Annotated in this window: 13 protein-coding genes; 5 read left to right on the top strand and 8 right to left on the bottom strand. The window is 60.3% G+C overall.

The window, feature by feature from the left end; genetic code table 11:
- Positions 1 to 108: 108 nt before the first annotated feature.
- Positions 109 to 849 carry an SDR family oxidoreductase gene (locus tag EDE05_RS18150; RefSeq protein ID WP_105373427.1) on the bottom strand — a complete coding sequence of 247 codons (741 nt, stop codon included), beginning with the start codon at positions 847 to 849 and terminating at the stop codon, positions 109 to 111.
- A gap of 100 nt (positions 850 to 949) precedes the next feature.
- On the opposite strand from EDE05_RS18150, the gene EDE05_RS18145 reads away from it, so the two are divergent.
- Together EDE05_RS18145 and EDE05_RS18140 are read left to right on the top strand one after the other, a co-directional pair.
- Complete coding sequence (locus EDE05_RS18145; RefSeq protein ID WP_105373525.1) at positions 950 to 1,843, top strand: LysR family transcriptional regulator; 894 nt, start codon at positions 950 to 952, stop codon at positions 1,841 to 1,843.
- 273 nt (positions 1,844 to 2,116) lie between these two features.
- Positions 2,117 to 2,824 carry a GGDEF domain-containing protein gene (locus EDE05_RS18140; protein WP_245422964.1) on the top strand — a complete coding sequence of 236 codons (708 nt, stop codon included), beginning with the start codon at positions 2,117 to 2,119 and terminating at the stop codon, positions 2,822 to 2,824.
- Here the strand turns inward: EDE05_RS18140 and EDE05_RS18135 are convergent.
- The 7 genes from EDE05_RS18135 to EDE05_RS18105 form a co-directional block, all read right to left on the bottom strand.
- Positions 2,801 to 3,976 (bottom strand): glycoside hydrolase, encoded by a 1,176-nt coding sequence (locus EDE05_RS18135; protein ID WP_105373430.1) that lies wholly within the window; start codon positions 3,974 to 3,976, stop codon positions 2,801 to 2,803. The two genes, EDE05_RS18140 and EDE05_RS18135, sit on opposite strands and share 24 nt — an antisense overlap.
- A complete protein-coding gene (locus tag EDE05_RS18130; RefSeq protein WP_105373431.1) occupies positions 3,951 to 5,123 on the bottom strand; it encodes a polysaccharide pyruvyl transferase family protein in 1,173 nt (390 codons plus the stop codon). Before EDE05_RS18130 ends, EDE05_RS18135 begins: the two co-directional genes overlap by 26 nt.
- A 39-nt stretch (positions 5,124 to 5,162) precedes the next feature.
- On the bottom strand, positions 5,163 to 6,341 hold the full coding sequence (locus EDE05_RS18125; RefSeq protein WP_105373432.1) for a polysaccharide pyruvyl transferase family protein: 1,179 nt from the start codon (positions 6,339 to 6,341) through the stop codon (positions 5,163 to 5,165).
- Positions 6,342 to 6,380: 39 nt separating this feature from the next.
- On the bottom strand, positions 6,381 to 9,059 hold the full coding sequence (locus EDE05_RS18120) for a glycosyltransferase (protein WP_105373433.1): 2,679 nt from the start codon (positions 9,057 to 9,059) through the stop codon (positions 6,381 to 6,383).
- Positions 9,049 to 10,530 carry a DUF6212 domain-containing protein gene (locus EDE05_RS18115; RefSeq protein ID WP_112796670.1) on the bottom strand — a complete coding sequence of 494 codons (1,482 nt, stop codon included), beginning with the start codon at positions 10,528 to 10,530 and terminating at the stop codon, positions 9,049 to 9,051. Before EDE05_RS18115 ends, EDE05_RS18120 begins: the two co-directional genes overlap by 11 nt.
- Positions 10,531 to 10,712: 182 nt before the next feature.
- Positions 10,713 to 11,960 carry a glycosyltransferase family 4 protein gene (locus tag EDE05_RS18110; protein WP_105373435.1) on the bottom strand — a complete coding sequence of 416 codons (1,248 nt, stop codon included), beginning with the start codon at positions 11,958 to 11,960 and terminating at the stop codon, positions 10,713 to 10,715.
- A gap of 44 nt (positions 11,961 to 12,004) precedes the next feature.
- Entirely contained in the window at positions 12,005 to 12,577 is a 573-nt protein-coding gene (locus EDE05_RS18105; RefSeq protein WP_105373436.1) for a MarR family transcriptional regulator, read from the bottom strand.
- 195 nt (positions 12,578 to 12,772) lie between these two features.
- Here EDE05_RS18105 and EDE05_RS18100 point away from each other — a divergent pair, with 195 nt between their 5' ends.
- From EDE05_RS18100 to EDE05_RS18090, 3 genes are all read left to right on the top strand, one after another.
- Positions 12,773 to 14,533, top strand: a complete 1,761-nt coding sequence (locus tag EDE05_RS18100) for a type I secretion system permease/ATPase (RefSeq protein ID WP_134102168.1) — start codon at positions 12,773 to 12,775, stop codon at positions 14,531 to 14,533.
- Complete coding sequence (locus tag EDE05_RS18095) at positions 14,530 to 15,930, top strand: HlyD family type I secretion periplasmic adaptor subunit (RefSeq protein WP_105373438.1); 1,401 nt, start codon at positions 14,530 to 14,532, stop codon at positions 15,928 to 15,930. The genes EDE05_RS18100 and EDE05_RS18095 overlap by 4 nt, the downstream gene beginning before the upstream one ends.
- Positions 15,931 to 16,199: 269 nt before the next feature.
- The gene (locus EDE05_RS18090; RefSeq protein WP_105373439.1) at positions 16,200 to 16,859 is read left to right on the top strand and encodes a calcium-binding protein; all 660 of its coding nucleotides are present in this window, start codon (positions 16,200 to 16,202) and stop codon (positions 16,857 to 16,859) included.
- The last annotated feature ends 27 nt before the right edge of the window (positions 16,860 to 16,886 follow it).

Here is a 16,886-nt window from a genome sequence, read left to right as displayed (position 1 = left end):
AGCCAAACGGCGCAAAGCGTGACTGTCCTAAGATCATCTGCATCTCAGAGATCCGTTCTCTCCATGGACGTGGCCTCTTTCATGCCACCTCCTTTCTCAGGGTCTGCTTCAGATCATGCCGCCATTGGCACGGAGTACCTGGCCGTTCACCCAACCGCCTTGAGGGCTGGCGAGGAACGAAACGACCGAAGCGATGTCGTCCGGCTGACCCAGGCGCCCCAGCGGTATCGTCCCGACGATCCTCTGGACCAGTTCATCGGACTTGCCGGTCATGAACAATTCGGTCTCCACCGGGCCGGGCGCGACCGCGTTGACTGTGATGCCGCGGCGGCCGAGTTCCTTCGAGGCAACGTGCGTCATAGCCTCGACGGCGGCCTTGCTGGCCGCATAGACGCCGTAGGTGGGCCCGTACGCGCCGACGACGCTGGATGAGAAGTTGATGATACGTCCGCCGTCCCTGAGCCGGCCGGCCGCTTCGCGCATGGCACGGAACACGCCGGTCAGGTTGATCGCAATCTGTTGCTCGAAGCTCGCGTCGTCGGTATCGGCAAGCGGCGCCAGCTTCAGGATGCCCGCGTTGTTGACGAGGATGTCGACGCCGCCGAAAGCCCTTTCCGCGGCGTCGAACAGATTGGCCGCGGCCTGCCCGCCGGCCATATCGGCCTGCACGGCGACCGCCTTGCCGCCGCTCGTCTCGATCTCCGCAACCACGGCGGCCGCAGCGTCATGGCTGCTGGAATAATTCACCACGACCGCGATGCCGTCCTGTGCAAGTTGCAACGCGATGGCCCGGCCGATTCCCTTGGATGCTCCGGTGACGATCGCGGCGCGTTGTCCTTTGATGGTCATGTCATAGTCTCCTGGTTGACGAGCAGGAGATATTGCCGACACCAAAGAAGAACAATCGGGTGGAGATTGACATGAGAATTCGGCTGTGGTGAACAAAGCCATGGACCGGCTTGACCGCATGCAGCTCTTTATCCGGATTGTCGAGCGGCGCAGTTTCGCTGCTGCGGCCTCAGACCTCGGCCTTGCCCGGTCTACCGCCACAGAAGCAATCAAGCAGCTGGAAGACGACCTCGGCGTTCGGCTTCTCGAGCGAACGACCCGGCATGTCGCGCCGACGCTGGACGGCGCGGCCTTCTACCGGCGCTGCGTTGCGATCCTTGCGGAGCTGGACGAGGCGGAAAGCGCCTTCCGCGACATGCAGCCCCGAGGTCTGCTCCGGGTCGACGCGCATCCCCTGCTGACACGCACGTTCCTGCTGCCGCAGCTCAACGACTTCCTTGATCGCTACCCTCTGCTGGACCTGCAGATCGGTCAGGGCGACCGCCTGGTTGATCTTGTCAGGGAGGGTGTCGATTGCGTCATTCGCGCCGGAGAGATTGCCGACAGCGGCCTGATCATGCGACGGCTGGGGATGATCACCGAAATCACCTGCGCCAGTCCGGGATATGTGGAGAGGCACGGAATTCCCCGATCGCCCGATGCCATGGACGGGCATCGCGCCGTCGGGTTCATCTCTTCGCGTACGAGCCAGATCATGCCGCTCGAATTCACGGTGGGAAGCAATGTTCGCCACGTGACCCTGCCGTGCCGGCTGACCGTCAACAACTCGGACACCATGACCGATCTCGCCCGCCTCGGTTTCGGCCTGATCCAGGCCCCGCGCTACCGCCTGCAGCGGGACCTGGACGAAGGAACTCTCGTCGAGGTGCTTGCCGAGTTCCCTCCCCCGCCGACACCGCTTTCGGCGCTCTACCCCCAGAACCGCCAGCTTTCGCCACGGGTGCGGGTCTTTATCGACTGGGTCGTCAATCTGTTTTCCGAAGCCGATTTGTGACTGTTGTGGAATGCCTGTTCAACTGAAGCAGATGCTCCCGGTGTTAGCGCCGAAGATGCGAGTGTTTTTTTACGAGCGCATCGCCCTGGGCACAAACCGCGATCTGGTGGACGTGACCACCAGAATTTCGCGGCTTATGGCTAAAATGCCTTCAGATTTGTTCATCGGGTATTTCCCCGTGGTCCTTCAAGATAGCGACCACTGCAAAAGCTCGTTAATCCGATGACTCTCCAATTTCGTTTTGGCCTGGCCCCGATCGTCCCGCATATCAGGATGGCAGCGCTCCGCGCCCTTGTCTTCGCAACTGGAGCGACCGCGGTCGTTTGGCTATTGGGCGTACTTATTCCCGAAGGCCTATTTTGGCTGGAATTGACGGTCGTGGCGTTCATATCCGCGGCCGTTACATTTCCGTTCCAGTTGGCGTTTTGTCTTCGCAGCGAAGCGCTTCGTGATACCCAGAAAGAACTTCAACACGTGCTCCACCATGATCCCGTCACGGGCACAACGCGCGCCGACGAATTTGCGAATTCAGTCGCGCATGCGATAGACCGCAGGCGCGTAAGCACGGCGGAAAACTCGGATGGCGTCATGCTCGTTCTCAGGGTCGATAATTTCGATGAGATCGGCCGCCGCTATGGTCCGCAATGGGCCGATACGTTGCTTCAATCTATTGTTCGGATCGTATATTCTTCCGTGCGCTATGGGGACCTCGTCGCCCGCCTTGCCTCCGACGAACTCGGCATCTATCTGCCCGGCACGACAACGGAAAATGCCCGCAACATCTGCGAACGCATCCGCGCGCACCTGAAGGAGACAACGTTCACCGCCGGGCAAGAGCGCCACATATCGGTGACGGTGCGGCTTGGCGGTACCAGGGTCGGAGATCAAGCAGACTTTCAGGCGCTCCGCGAGGCTGCCAACCGCGCCGCCCTCGCGGAGGAGGAAGCCGGCTCGCCCCTATTCCGGGAGCAGTTCTCGTGAACGGGAGGTTTTCCGGTCCGCCGCGGTGGCCGTAACGCCGGCGGGGCTCAACGTGCCGCAACGCCAGACGCTATAGACCGGTTGCGTATCCCAGTCGTAATAGAAGGCCGCTTTCAGCCTTCCCTTCTCCATCAACTCCGCGAAGCTGCGGCGCACAGCACGGACCGCCGCTTCCCGCTCGCGATCGTCGATCGGGCAGGTAGATGCGGTGTTGGCAATGCCCCATTCGGTCACCCAGCATGGCTTGCCTTCCCCTTCGGGCCGGCAGAAGCCAAGCAGCGTGGTGACGTAACGTGCAAGCGCAGCGTCATCCTTACGTCCCGGATAAACATGAATCCCGTAGGCGTCGACCAGCCTGTCGATTCCGCGTTTCTGCAGGAGTGAAATGAACTCGCTGGGGTCGAGCCGCTCCATCCCGCGGTGATCGGCCTCGCTGGTGCCGACATCGGAAAGACCGGCTGAAATGAGCAGTGCGTCGTGGTTATGCGCCGTCGCCTGCAACTCCTCCCGCGTGATGCGGACAGCGGCGACATAAGCCTCCAGCCCGCGCTCGAAGGCCGAACGGTCTGCGACTTCCGATGCGTTGCGCGGTGTCCGTCGCCCCGGCTTTTCGTAGACGATGAGGTCGCCATTGTAGGCGCTGTAGTTGATCTCGTTTCCGGGCTCGACGGCATCGATGCGAATACCCATGTCGTCAATCCGGCGAAGCGCCGAGCGCAGTTGCGCCCGGTAAAGACCCAGATCGAGATCCGAAAGCCGCTGAACATCCCAGATACGCCCGAACCCGGCTCGGGGAGCTGCCGCGGCAGGATAATAATCCTTGTTGCCGAGCTGGATTTCCAAAAGGATTTTCAGCCCAAGCCGCTCGGCGATCTCGATCGCATCGATGCTCTTGTCCACCGGCCGCGACAGCGAAAGCCGGACATGGGTGATGCCGCTTGCCGCGATGTCCTTCAGGACGCGCTCCTGATCGGCGCGGGAAAGCCAGGCAAGGTTGACCCGGTTGATGCCGATGCGATCCGACAGCGCATCGTCCGCTGCCGCCGGCGGCACCGGGCCAAAGGCCGAGAGCAGCGTGAGCAGGCAAAGGACAAACGCACGCACCTGCGCCCTCTCCCTCATCCGCTCAAAGTCCGATCTGCCCCAGGGCATTTCGGAAATTGGCCTCGCAGGCGGAATAGCGGTCGATAACCGCTTGCGTGTCGATCTTGCCGAGGAAATTGGCGAGATAGGCACGCTTGTCGGCCTCACGGTTCCAGGTCGCCGCTTCGATATAGGGGAAGCCGATGAATTCCAGCATTTCCCGCATGCGATCGTCAACCGCGATCATCAGGGCGGGCGTGCCGGCCTGCATGCCGATGATGCAGCCATGGAAGCGGCGACCGAAGCAGAGGTCGCGCGCCGACATCGCCCCGCGCCACTGGTTCGTATCGAAATAGACCAACAGTTCGTATTTCCGCTGCCATTTTTCCGAATGCTTGTATTCCGTGCCGCCGGTGATGCGCGCACTCGATCGATCATAGACGATGTCGTTGTCACTGCCGGTCAGGCCGAGATTGTAGGCAACCAGTTCGTCCTGTACCACATAGCTTGCGACGCTGTCGGGCTTGAGCAGCGCATGGGCGTCAACGATCGTATCGGCGACGCTGCCGAGATAACCACCGAAGGCGATCTTCTGGGCTTCCGCCAGCGCCGGGTTGGCGAGTGCGGTCAGCGAGCGCTTCATGTCGTTCGGCGAGAAGTAGAGCGACGGGCAACCCGTCGGCTTGACGAACTTCATCCCCTGTTCCCGCAGGAATTCGGCAGTGAAATAACCGCGCGTCAGGAAGAAACTTTCCTTGTTCCGCAACACCTCCAGGAACTTCTGCGTCCCGGCCGGTAGCTGATCCTTGAGGCCTTCCTTGCGCTGGATGCCGATGCCCATCACCACGACCGGCATGTTCAGCTTCGCGAAAATTTCGGCTTCGAGATCGGCAGAATAACCGGGGCGCAGAAGGTTTGCAGAGGCGAAGACGCACAGATCGAACTCGCGGTTCACCGCTTCGTAGACCTCGTTCGAATCGCGGTTGTTGGCAAGATGCCAGAACGGCAGATAGGTGACGTCGTGGCCACGCAGGCTCTCGGCCGCGCCTTCGCCGATCAGGTAGTTGCCGGTATTGGCGATCCTCCTGACCTGCGAGATCAGGTCCTTCCTGGTCCTGGTCTCGTCGAAATAGGGTCGATGGATGACCCTCGTGCCGGAGACGTCCGCAATCGTCCGCTGCAGATAGGAGGGGATGCCCGTGAGCAATATACGCATGACTGGTCCTCTGAACCGAAGGTGTGATGTTGCGGGTTGCTAGAGACCGATGCCGATTTCGCGAAGCGTGGTACGGAAGGCCCGTTCGCGATCCGAATACCGGTCGACGAGTTCGGTGGTGTTGAGCTTGGCCAGATGGTCGGCCACGAACTCGGCTCGGTTCTCCGCCTTTTCGACATCGGTGGTATCGACGGCCGGCAGACCGGTGAAGCCCAGCATTTCACGCATACGGTCGTCCACCGCCACCATAAGGCTCGGCACGGCCGCCTGCATGGCGATGATCGAGCCGTGGAAACGACGGCCGAAATTGAAGTCCATGGACGAGGCCCAGCCGCGCCACTGGTTGTTGTCGAAGAAGGTACGGACTTCGAACCGTTGCTTCTCCCGCTCGGTGCCCGGATAAGCGAGGTCGCCGATCATCCGGCCCGATGCGGAATCGTAGACACGGCCCTCTTCGTTCGGCTCCACCTTCATGTCGAAATGGAGGAATTCATCCTGCACCACGTAGGGCGGCACGGTGCCTTCAGGCGCAAGCGCATTCGCATCGAGAATTGCATCCTGGTTGCCGCCGAGGTAACCAGAAAAGATCGTCTTCGCCTTGCCGATTTGGACGCTCGACAATTTCTTCATCGATCGGCGCATGTTGTCTGGCATGAAGTAGACCGATGGGCAGCCTGTCGGACGCACGAAGGAGAAACCCTGGTCCTTCAGGAAGCCGGCGGACTCGTAGCCGCGTGTCAGGAAATAGTGCTCGCGCTCCTTCAGGACGGCCAAAAGCCGTTTCGTTCCCTCCGGAAGATTGTTCTCAAGATCTTTACGGTTTTGCAGACCGATGCCGAGCATGACAATCGGCATGTTGAGCCGGCTCAGGACATCCGCCTCGGCATCCGCGGAAAGCCCCTTGCGCAACAGGTTGGCGCAGGTGAAGACGCAGATGTCGAAATTGGCGTTGAATTCGTCGAAGCCGCCACCGTTTTTGGTCAGATTGTAGAGATGCCAGAAGGGAATCTGTTTGGCATGCGGCGCCAGCGCACGCAGGGCGCCCTCGCCGATGAGGTAGTTGCCGGTATTGCTGATATTGCGAAGCTCCTGCAGGAACTCCTCTTTTGTTTCCGGCTGCTTCTGCCGCTCCGCATAGGAGACCGACAGACCGTGGGCGCCATTGGCAAGACGCGTGTAGTGACCAGGAATACCCGTCACGAGAATTCGCGGACGCATTCGAATAGACCTTTCTATTTCAAAGGAGCGGCCCGGCCATCAGCCAGCTGCCGCAACCACGGGGTTTGCCGTCGCCTGCGCGCGAAAGACCGCGGCGCGGGACAGTGACGAATTTTTCACGGACCTGTCGCTCCAGGAGATGAAATCCGAGAAGGAGGTGGTCCACGACCGATGCGCGGCGGTCCTGATGCAGCCTTCCATGAGCGGCGCAAGCCTCTCGCGATTGCTTGCAACCTCCTTGATGATCCGCGCCAGGTCCCTCACCACCTGCGGATCGGAAGCCGCATTGATGAGGATACCGTCCTCACCGTCCGAAATGAGCTCCTCGACCGCGCCGACCGCGGTCGCGATCGGCACGCAGCCGAGCTGTTGCGCCTCGGTGATCATCAGCGGCGCGCCCTCCCAGCGTGATGGCATTAGAAGGACGTCAGCCCAGCCCAGCGCCTTGATCAGGTCCTTGCTCGCAAAGACCGGCGGGCGCACGTCGACGCCGAGGTCCTTTAGCCTCTCACTCCAGGAGGCCCTGGAATCGGCAAGGATTTCCCCCCCGATGGCCCGGGCGTCGAAGGCGATGTTCGAGGCCCGCAGTTCCGAAAGCGCTGCCGCCAACCGGTCGATACCCTTTTGCTGATCGAGCCGGCCCATATAGAGAAGTCGCAGGCGGTCATCCTTGCGCTCGATCCGTCTGACGGCCAGAACTTCCGCCAACGCCTTAGGCGGCACCGAGAAACTGGCTCCGTTCGCAACGGCGAAAATTTTCTCGTGCGGGATGCCGTAGCTGTGCAGATAGATCTTGAGCTGTTCGGAGCAAGTCAAGAAAGCATCATAGCAATGCTCGTGGGCGATCGCTGCAAAGGGCTGGCCGGCAGGCCGCTTGAAAGCCGTGTTGTCCACCACGTGCAGATAGCAGACCGTGCGGGTACCTTCGGCACGCAACCGCGCGATGAGGGGATGCACGGCCATCACGTGGTTGTTGATGACGAGGTCGAAGCCGGAAAGCTGTCCTTTGAGCGCTTCCCAATCGACCGAATGCTCCTCAGTGATGAAATCCTGTCCCAAAAAGGAACCGGACCCTCCCCAGGCTGGAATTCCCGCATCCCAGAAGTGGATGTAGTCGAAGCTGGAATCGAATTCGTCAATTACGTCCATCCGGGACGTGCCGAGCACGAAGAGATGGGTTTCGTAACCCACCGCCTTCAACTCGCGAGCGGCCGCATAGACGACCTTTTCAGCCCCTCCGAACGAGGCGTTCGGAACCAGCAGCGCCACGGTGCGCTTGCCGTCATTATGCCCGAGCGGCAGGACCGGCGATCCTCCGATCTCCTTGCGCAACGCCTTGTGGAGGTCGGTATAGGGCACGAGCCGCGCGGGGCGCCAGGTCCACCGCCTGCCCGCCGTCTCACGCAGAGTGCTCGAAGCAATTGCGTTGAGGCAATTGATCATCACCTGCTGCGGGGTAATGAGAGAGCGGCGCGGCAGGCTTCTCGGGAATGGGAAGCGTACTTTCAGAACGGCCGATGTCGGCCAGACCTGCTGGCTTGCGATCGAGGAGAACCAGTCCACGGCATTGTTCTGGACCACCTCCTGTACGAGACGGGTCGATATGAAAACGAGATCGGCGGAACCGATCTTTTGGGCGCCCGGCCCATGAACGACCGGTTCGATCTTGCGCTGGGCGGCATCGTTGGCGAGTTGTACGAAAACGACGTTGCTGACCTCGCTCATCCGTTCGAGATGGGCAAGCACGTTCGGCAGCATGCGCGAACGCCGCAGAACGTCAAGCGCCGCCCCGCTTCCAGCGACCATGAAGGGCGGGAAATGTTCATTGTCGGGTTCGCCGATATTACCCCAGAAAGCAGGGATGATGTCGTCGAGACGAAGCATCGTCGGCGGCTTGGTTGGATCGGTGAAGAAGGAGATTGCCGTGTCTTCCGTTCGCGCAAACAGATAGCGGGGGCACTCCTCATGCTCGAAATCCACCAGCATCGGGCGCTGGAACAACGGCCTGTGGCGCTTGCGCAGGAAGCTTACGGATGTGGCGCGGTCCCGGTTGGCCTCCTTGAAGCGGCTCTCCGCCCTCAGCCTGTATTCGAAGACGGTGTCGTGGCAGGGCGTGCCGACGAAACCGTGTTCGATGCAGGACAGCCAGAATTCCCAATCCTCGAAGCCGTTCTGCCTGTCGTCGTTGAAGCGGACGCCGTCCTGGAAAACCTCAATCGAGATCATCGATCCCGTATCGCAGATATTGTCGGTGATGCAGTGGACCAGCCTTGAGTAGCGGTTGCCGTAATGGGCGCGCCAGCTCACTGAAAACGTGTCGATATTCGTGTAGACCCATCCGCAGCCGCTGGAGACGAGCTGCCGGTAAAGCGTTGCGATGGTGCCGGGAAGCACGCGGTTGTCGGCATCAAGGAAATAGACGGCCTTCGCCTCGGGAAAGTGGTCAAGGACGAAGTCGATGGCGCGATTGCGTGCTCCGCCAGGGCCGGCGTTACGGCCGAATATGACATGGACAGACGGATGGGCCGCAGCATAGAGCAGCAGTTGATCGAACGTCTCATGCCGTGGATCACCGTCGACCGAAACGACGATGACAGTCCGGCAGCCGTTGAGATTCGAGGCAAGGACAGATTCGATCGCTTCAAGGGCAAGTGCCGCATGACCGTAGAGGGGCATGGCCACGGCGATCAGGTCCGTCGGCTCCCTGTTACCGGACATCGGTAGCCTCCGTAAACTGCTTGACCATCCTGAAGCCGGACACCTTGAGCCAGGAGAAATCGACGGAATCGGTGACGGCGCGGCTGAGGATCATCAGGTCCATCGGAGCACGTACCGGTTCGTCCAGTTGGATGTTGATGTTGACAACCTCAGTGGAACTGACTTCGCGCCATCCGCTGAAGAATGCCGACGGTCTGGCCGTGCCCTTTCGCGCAATTTCAGCCACCTCGGAACGCGCATTCGAATTTGCCGGCGCCAGCAGGAAGCTGACCGCCGCGGGCTTTCCGTCCGGATGATCGATGAAGGCGCTTGCCGAGAAGGATATCGTTCCAGGCTCGACGGCGCGACTGACAGCGCCGGCCGATATGCCGCTCGACAACGGATGGCAGACAACGGCATGCTCGTGCTCGAGGAAGCGCACTGTCTGGAAATCCGGAACGATGGGCGTGACCGAAACGTCTGCAATCTGGGCCAACGTACCGACCGCCAGGCGATAGTCGACCGTGTACTGGCCTTCGAGCATGTTGCTCGGCGCGATCATGTTGGGTGTCCTGGCGGGCTTGACCCCGGGCAAGCCCGTGAACACCTTGAACGCCAGCGGACGCAGGTCAAGATCCGGATGCGGAATTTCGGATCGCGCCGAGTAGCGCTCGCCGGCGATCGGATAGCCGAGCGAAAGTCCGATGGTCTCAGGTCCAGTCGCGGAGATCCGCAGCCGCAGCGTGCGCGCAGCCCCTCCGCAGGCCCGGGGCAGCGAGAAGAAATTCCAATTCGGCACGAGCTGCGCGTAGGGTACTGTCCACTCCGCGACCCCTTCGCCGCTTTCGAGATAGCTCAATGCGACGACAAGCTCGCCGCTGATCCGGGGCACCGAATGCAGGTGAAGGGCAAACCCTGCCACGCCAAGGCTGGATACCGGCAGCAATTGTTCGACAAAGGCGGCCGTGAGCAGCTGCTCGATCCCCTCGTCCTTGGGATCGGCATAGGGATCGTGGGAGAAGATTTCCGAAACCGGCTCCCAGTTTCTCGCCTGGAAGGCGTCCTCGAGCGACCGGTAGTTTTCCAGCAGCGTTTCGCGTTCCCGGCGCAGGATCGCGAGCTCCGAGGTGATCGAGGCGCTGTATCGGGCGAGCCGGCCGACGCTGCCTTCGCTCAGAGTTCTCAGAAGCGGGAAACTGTCCGAGGTATTGAGGGGATCAAGCCTATGTATGGGTAACGCGGGGACGGTCCCCAACTGCTCAAGCAGCGCCAGACGCTCCTGCAGATCCGTCTCGCCCTCTTCGGAAAAGGCGATGGCGATCAGCGGAAAGGCGTTCTGCAACGTCGCCGGAGGATGGCCATCAACATCGAGGTAGACGACCAGATGCTCAATGTCGCTCCCTTCGAAGCAGGACCGATCCCGGCCCGATGCCGCTACCAGCTTTCTCGTCGCCAATCGTTTCCCAATGCCGGAAGACGTCAATTCTTGCACGCGCGACCTCTGAAGGATTATCTCGGAACAGAAACCAAAGGCGCCGTATAATCAGACGTTTATTCCGACCGGCCGGCGCCATATAACCAAAGCCTAACAACTAACATTGCGGTGCACAATAATAAAAATAGACGAAATCAAATAAATTAACTTCATATATACTTCAAAAATCTAATTAATTATTATGATGTTGTTGTTGATCTGGTGCGAAGTGGTTTCCCGGTTAATTTCTCAAGAAGATCTTGTTGACGACCAAGGCAATCCGCCAATCGAAAACGCCCCTCGACTGTCCGGCGCGCGGCGGCACGCATCTCGAAATGCTGTTCTGGATTTTTCAGCGCGCCAAGAATGGCCTCGGCGAGCGCGTCCGTATCGAAGAACGGCACCAATAGGCCGTTCCGGCCGGAGCGTATGACTTCCCGGACGGGCGCCGTATCCGATCCGATAACAAGGGCGCCGCACGCCATCGCCTCCAACACCGACCAGGACAAAACGAATGGATAGGTCAGATAGAGGTGCGCGGCCGAAATCTGGTAAAGCTGTCGCAGAACCGAATGCGGCACCGCGCCGGGAAAGAGGATGTTTTCCTGTGGCATGTCCAGCGATTTGAGAAGGTGATCCTTCCATGCTCCGCCCCCTGGCGGCGGCACACCATAACTGACGCCATCTCCTCCGACGAAAACGAACAGAGCATCGGGGCGTTGGCGCACAACCTTGGCGGCAGCCTCCAAAACCTGTGGAAATCCGCGATACGGCTCAAGGTCCCGTGCGACAAAGGTGACAATGGGAGGACCACCGGCGCTCAGCACGCGCCCGTCCGGAAGCGTGGCCGAAGCCGTCGGGTCGGGTCGAAACCGCACCGTATCGATCCCCTCATGACACACCGAAATGCGCGCCCGGGCGTCGGCAGGATAGAGACTTCTCTGCCAGCGGGTGGGGCTGATGCCGGCTTCGACGGCCTCAAGTGACAAGAGCTGCGCGACGTTGCGCAGCCGCAGTCTCTTGCGCGTCTCCAGATCGGGCCGATCGCCGGGAGAGAACCCGATGTCCGCCCCTTCCGATCGGTAAAAGAACTCGCAATACGCCAATGCGGGCACCCGTGGCAGCACGTCCTTCAGGAACATCATGCTTCCCCAGCCGATATGACCGACGACGATATCGGGCACCAGCCCCTGCCGCACCATGGCGTCGAGCGTTTCGGCGACGCGATGGCCGATTCGCGCATGGTGATCCGGAACACCCATGTGTCGGGCCATATGCGGATCGGCGCGGGGACCCGATTCCGTTCGATGTCGAACGACGCGAACGGAAGGGATCTTCTGATCTATGGTCTCGGTGATGAGGCTGACCTCATTGCCCGCTTGTGCGAGTTGGGCGGCCAGCGCAGCGAACTGACCGAAACCCCGTCGATGAATAAACGCCACGTGCATCGCGTCTATTCTGCCATTGCCAGGCCCACGGCATTACTCACCGCTTAGACGCCGTACCGTGAAGCGCTGCCCCAGGCCAGTTCGAGCTGGTGCAATGTCTGGAATACAGTCTCCAGCATCCGTTGGTCCTGATCGCCTCGCTTTACCGCACGCTCGTAAGTCATCGCCGCATCTCGGAGATTTGCCCTGAGCTGGCGCCCCTTCTCTGTCAATTTGATGCGTGCCGACCGCTTGTCGCGCTGGGAAGCAACGCGATCAATGTAGTCACCGTCGCCTAGCTGCTTCAGATAATAGGAGACGTTGGAGCCGACATAATGCCCACGATCCAGAAGTTCGGCGACCGACAGCTCCGAATCGCCGATTGCCAACAGGATCATTGCCTGTGCCGGCCCGATATCGTCTACCCGAAGCCTGGTAAGCTCGGCCCGGATCAGGCCCGAGAACCGTCGGCTTGCCCGCTCCATGAGGCGAGCGAGCTCGAAATACGTAACCTGTTGGAGGTCCCCGAATTCGGCATCCTGCGGATGCCTGGGGTCTGTCTGTGCCACCTGACCCATCTGAACCGTTAGTTCGCCATTCAGCTCTACGGGTAATTTAGGCACAACTTCTTCTTTCATCCCACTCTCCGTTTCAGGAAAATACTTCAAAAATTGAAGTATTATTCAAATACCCCCAACCCTCCCAATCGCCATTAGCTTGCGCGGCGCCCCCGTTATGTGCCAGATTGGCAGAAGCAATACTATCCTTCGGTTTGGCTATAACGAATACGTCCTCCAACTGATTGATCTAACGTTAACTCGAGGCAAATTGCCATGCGCGATACTGTTCAAAATGAGACAAGAAGCAAGGGGCAAATGCGGAGAGGAACAAAGCAGGACAGCCCTGGATTGCTGATCGCGCAAGCCAAGCGTGTATTCCTATCAGGGTTGCTTTATGCAGTGGCATTGAGCGTGTGCCTCAACCTATTACAACTGACGATGCCACTGTTCATGCTGCAGGTTCATGACAGGGTGCTCAACAGCCAGAGCATGGACACGCTCACGATGCTGCTGATCCTAGCCATCGGCGCCCTTGTCGTGCTGGGTGTCCTGGAATTCATCCGAGCCCTCTCGTTCCAGGCCATCGGAGGCGCGCTCGTGCGCCGGCTGAACATGCCCGTGCTTGCCGCCGCCGTTCAGGCCTCGGTCGACCAGGGTCTCTCACGCGCGACCCAATCGCTTCGCGACATCGCGGAGCTTAGAAGCTTCCTCACCTCGTCGGCGGTCACGGCTCCCCTGGACGCCGTGTGGTCCCCGATTTTCCTTGGCGCCCTTTTCATTCTGCATCCGCTTTTCGGCCTCATCGGAGCCGTCGCGGCCGCATTGCTCCTGTGCGGCGGTCTGGTCACCTACATGTTGACGCACCAGCTCACCAAGGAAGCGAACCAAACGAATGTGGAGGCCGTATCGCGAATCGGCGCTTCGCTGCGGCATGCCGAAGCCATCGAGGCGATGGGCATGCTGCCCGCCCTGGCGAATCGCTGGCGCGGCCTTCAGCTGCAGGCCCTCGACGCCTTTGAAACGAGCGGAACCAGAAGCAAGGCGATGTCGTCCATCACCCGCAGCCTGCGGTATTGCATCCAGATCATCACCCTCGCGGCCGGGGCCTATCTTGTGCTTCAGCAGGAAATTACGCCCGGCGCCATGATGGCGTCGAGCATTCTCGCCGGGCGTCTCCTGATCCCCTTCGATTCGATCATCGAGAATTGGCGGCAATGGGTGTTGGCGATCGCCGGCTGGCGCCGCATCGAGGCCCTTCTGGGCGCGGACCTCGCGGTCCGTCAGTCGATGCCCACCCCGCACTCGTCGGGCGACCTCGTGGTCGATAAACTCCTCTATGCGGCTCCCGGGCTGGAAGTGCCGATCATCAAGGGCATTTCCTTCTCCCTCTCTCCGGGCGAAGTTCTGGGCGTGATCGGTCCCTCGGCAGCCGGCAAATCGACGCTGGCGCGCCTGCTGGTCGGTATCTTGCGCCCCACATCCGGCGGCGTCTTCCTCGACGGCAACAATACCTACCTTTGGGAGCGTGGCTCGTTCGGCGAGGTAGTGGGATATCTACCGCAGTCCGTTTCGCTTCTGGAAGGCACCATTCGGGAGAACATCGGCCGGATGGCCGACAGTGATCCCTACAAGGTGCTGGAGGCGGCGCGACTGGCCGACATCCACGAAATGATCGGGCGCCTGCCGCTCGGCTATGACACGCCCGTCGGCGACGGGCATCTTACCTTGTCTGGAGGACAGCGTCAGCGTATCGCCTTGGCCCGTTGCCTCTACAACCAGCCTCGCCTCATCGTGCTCGACGAGCCGAACGCAAATCTCGACGCGATCGGCGAGCGGGCCCTTATCCGCGCGATCGAGCGCGCCCGCGAAGGCGGCGCCATCGTCATCATCATCGCCCACAGGCCGGCCATCATGCAGGTCGCCGACAAGCTGCTCGTGCTCGAGAACGGCCGCATCACCCAATTCGGACCGCGCACATCCGTTGTCACCACCACGATTCCGGGCGAAATACACCGCGAGGTAGCCGCGATATGATTGAAAAGAACCCAGTTGCGGTCCGCCCCGATCTTTCCGAACGCCGCCTCCAGCGGTATCAGCCAATGTCGCCGGATGCCGGTTCGCCGGATCTGGAAGCCGATCCGTTTGACAACCGCTCGCCGCTCCGCCGCCTCGTCGTCGCGGGGCTCGCCACCGTCCTCGTGTCCTTCGGCGGATTTTTTGCCTGGGCCTTTTCGGTCGAGCTCAGCAGCGCCACAGTCGCCAACGGCACGGTCATCGTCGATTCGAAGCGGAAGACCATCAGCCATTTCGAGGGCGGCGTGATGAGCCGGCTGCTCGTTCAGGAAGGCGATAAGGTTTCCGCAGGCCAGCCTCTGATCGAATTGGAGGATACGAGAGCCCGCTCCAGCCTGCAGTCACTCCAGATCCGACGCATCGGCCTAATCGCGAAACTGGCGCGATTGAAAGCCGAGCAGACTGACGCGCCTCAAATCAGCTTTCCGCGCGAGTTCGGCGACGCTCGGGACGCTACGATCGATGATGCCGTCAGGGCGGAGACGATATTTTTCGAAAAGCGGCGCGACACCAAAGTCGGACGTGTCGAGGTCCAGCAAAAGACCATCGAGGAGCACCTCGAACATGCAACGTCACTGGATATCCAGATCCAGGCCGCCGACCAGCAAATCGGTTTCATCAAAGAACACCGGACGGCGACGGAAATGTTGGTGAAAAAAGGCGCGATACCGCGCACGCAACTCATCGAGATCGACTCCAAGCTAAGCGAGCTTGCGAGGGAACGGGGGGAACTCGTCGGCAACCGGGCACAGGCCGAAAAAGCCGCAGCAGGCGCACAGCTCGCACTGACCGGGATCGAAAGCGACTTTCAGTCGACGATTGCTGGCGAAATCACCACGGCACGCATCGATCTCGCCGACGTCGAGGAGCAGATCACTGCTTCGAAGGACGTGCTGCGGCGCCTTGAGATCCGCTCTCCGCAGGATGGCATCATCAGCGATATCCTGTTGCGCACCCCCGGCAGCGCGGTCACGCCCGGCCAGCCGTTGCTCGAGATCGTTCCGGAAAACGAGCCGCTGCTGGTCGAGATGCGAGTCAATCCCCGCGACATCGACAGCATTGGCGTAGGCTCCCATACCCAGGTCCGGCTCACGGCCTACAATCAGCGCTCCCGCCTGCCGATGGAAGGCACGATCACCTATGTCGCCGCCGACCAGTCTGTAGATGAAAAGTCTAACAGCGCGTTTTTCGTTGCGCGCGCGAAACTCGATCCGGCATCCCTTAAGGCGAACCCCGATGTCCGCCTTTACCCGGGCATGCCCGCCGAGGTGCTGATCCTCCACGCGTCGCGGCGTGCGATCGACTACATCACCTCTCCTGTCCTCGAAAGCTTCAACAGGGCCTTCAGGGAAGACTGACCTTCCGTGGCAGCAAAACAACCGCAGCGCAAAATGATTCAAAAATTGAAGTAATAAAGAAATAAAATACCGAAATTATACTTCGTAATAACCGATACTACCGAAACAATGTACCAATAGTACTCATATTAGGAAATTTATTTCCCGAGATATGACATTTTAGTTCCAGGAAATGCTTGCCTCGTTCTTTGTTGCAGTGCAGTGTTCAGGCGCGAAATCGTCGCACCCGCGCCGAGGACGCAGAACACAAATCCGAAGAGGAGAGGCAGATGGCCACATTGGAAGGCGGAGCATACGACGATGCCCTGTTCGGCTCGCGCTTCAACGATTTCATTCGCGCCCATGCGGGCGATGATTTCGTGAGCGGCGGCAACGGGCACGACATCGTGTTCGGTGGTGAAGGTGACGACCTGCTGTTCGGCGGAAAGGGACATGATTCCCTGTTCGGCGGCGAGGGCAGCGACTTGCTGAACGGTGAAGATGGAAACGACAACCTTGTCGGCGGCTGGGGGGATGACCTTCTGTACGGCGACAAGGGCAGCGATACCCTGCTTGGCGGACATGGCAACGACCTCCTGTCCGGCGGCAAGGGCGCCGACATCCTTTATGGCGGCGATGGTGCCGACATCATCGATGGCGGCGCTGGCAACGACCTCCTGGTGGGCGGTGCCGGCCATGACGTCTTCGTCTTCGACGGCGGCGGCGGAAATGACGTCATCCTCGACTTCAACGCCGGCGAGGATCTGCTGCAGATCTCGAAGGGCATCAATGGCCTCGACGTATCTTCGCCCGAAGACCTGGCCTCCCGTGTCACGCAGGTCGGCGGCAATGTCGTCGTGGACCTCGGCCATGGGGATACACTCACATTGGTCAATGTCGACGCCGACGACATCCATGCCAATCCTGAGAACTACTTCACCGTTCACTGAATATGATTTCTGCGCGCCCTGCCTCCT

Source organism: Neorhizobium sp. R1-B (genome assembly GCF_004368875.1).
GTDB lineage: Bacteria > Pseudomonadota > Alphaproteobacteria > Rhizobiales > Rhizobiaceae > Neorhizobium > Neorhizobium huautlense.
The sequence above is the reverse complement of the archived record's forward strand: the minus strand, read 5'-3'. Positions and strand labels throughout refer to the sequence as shown.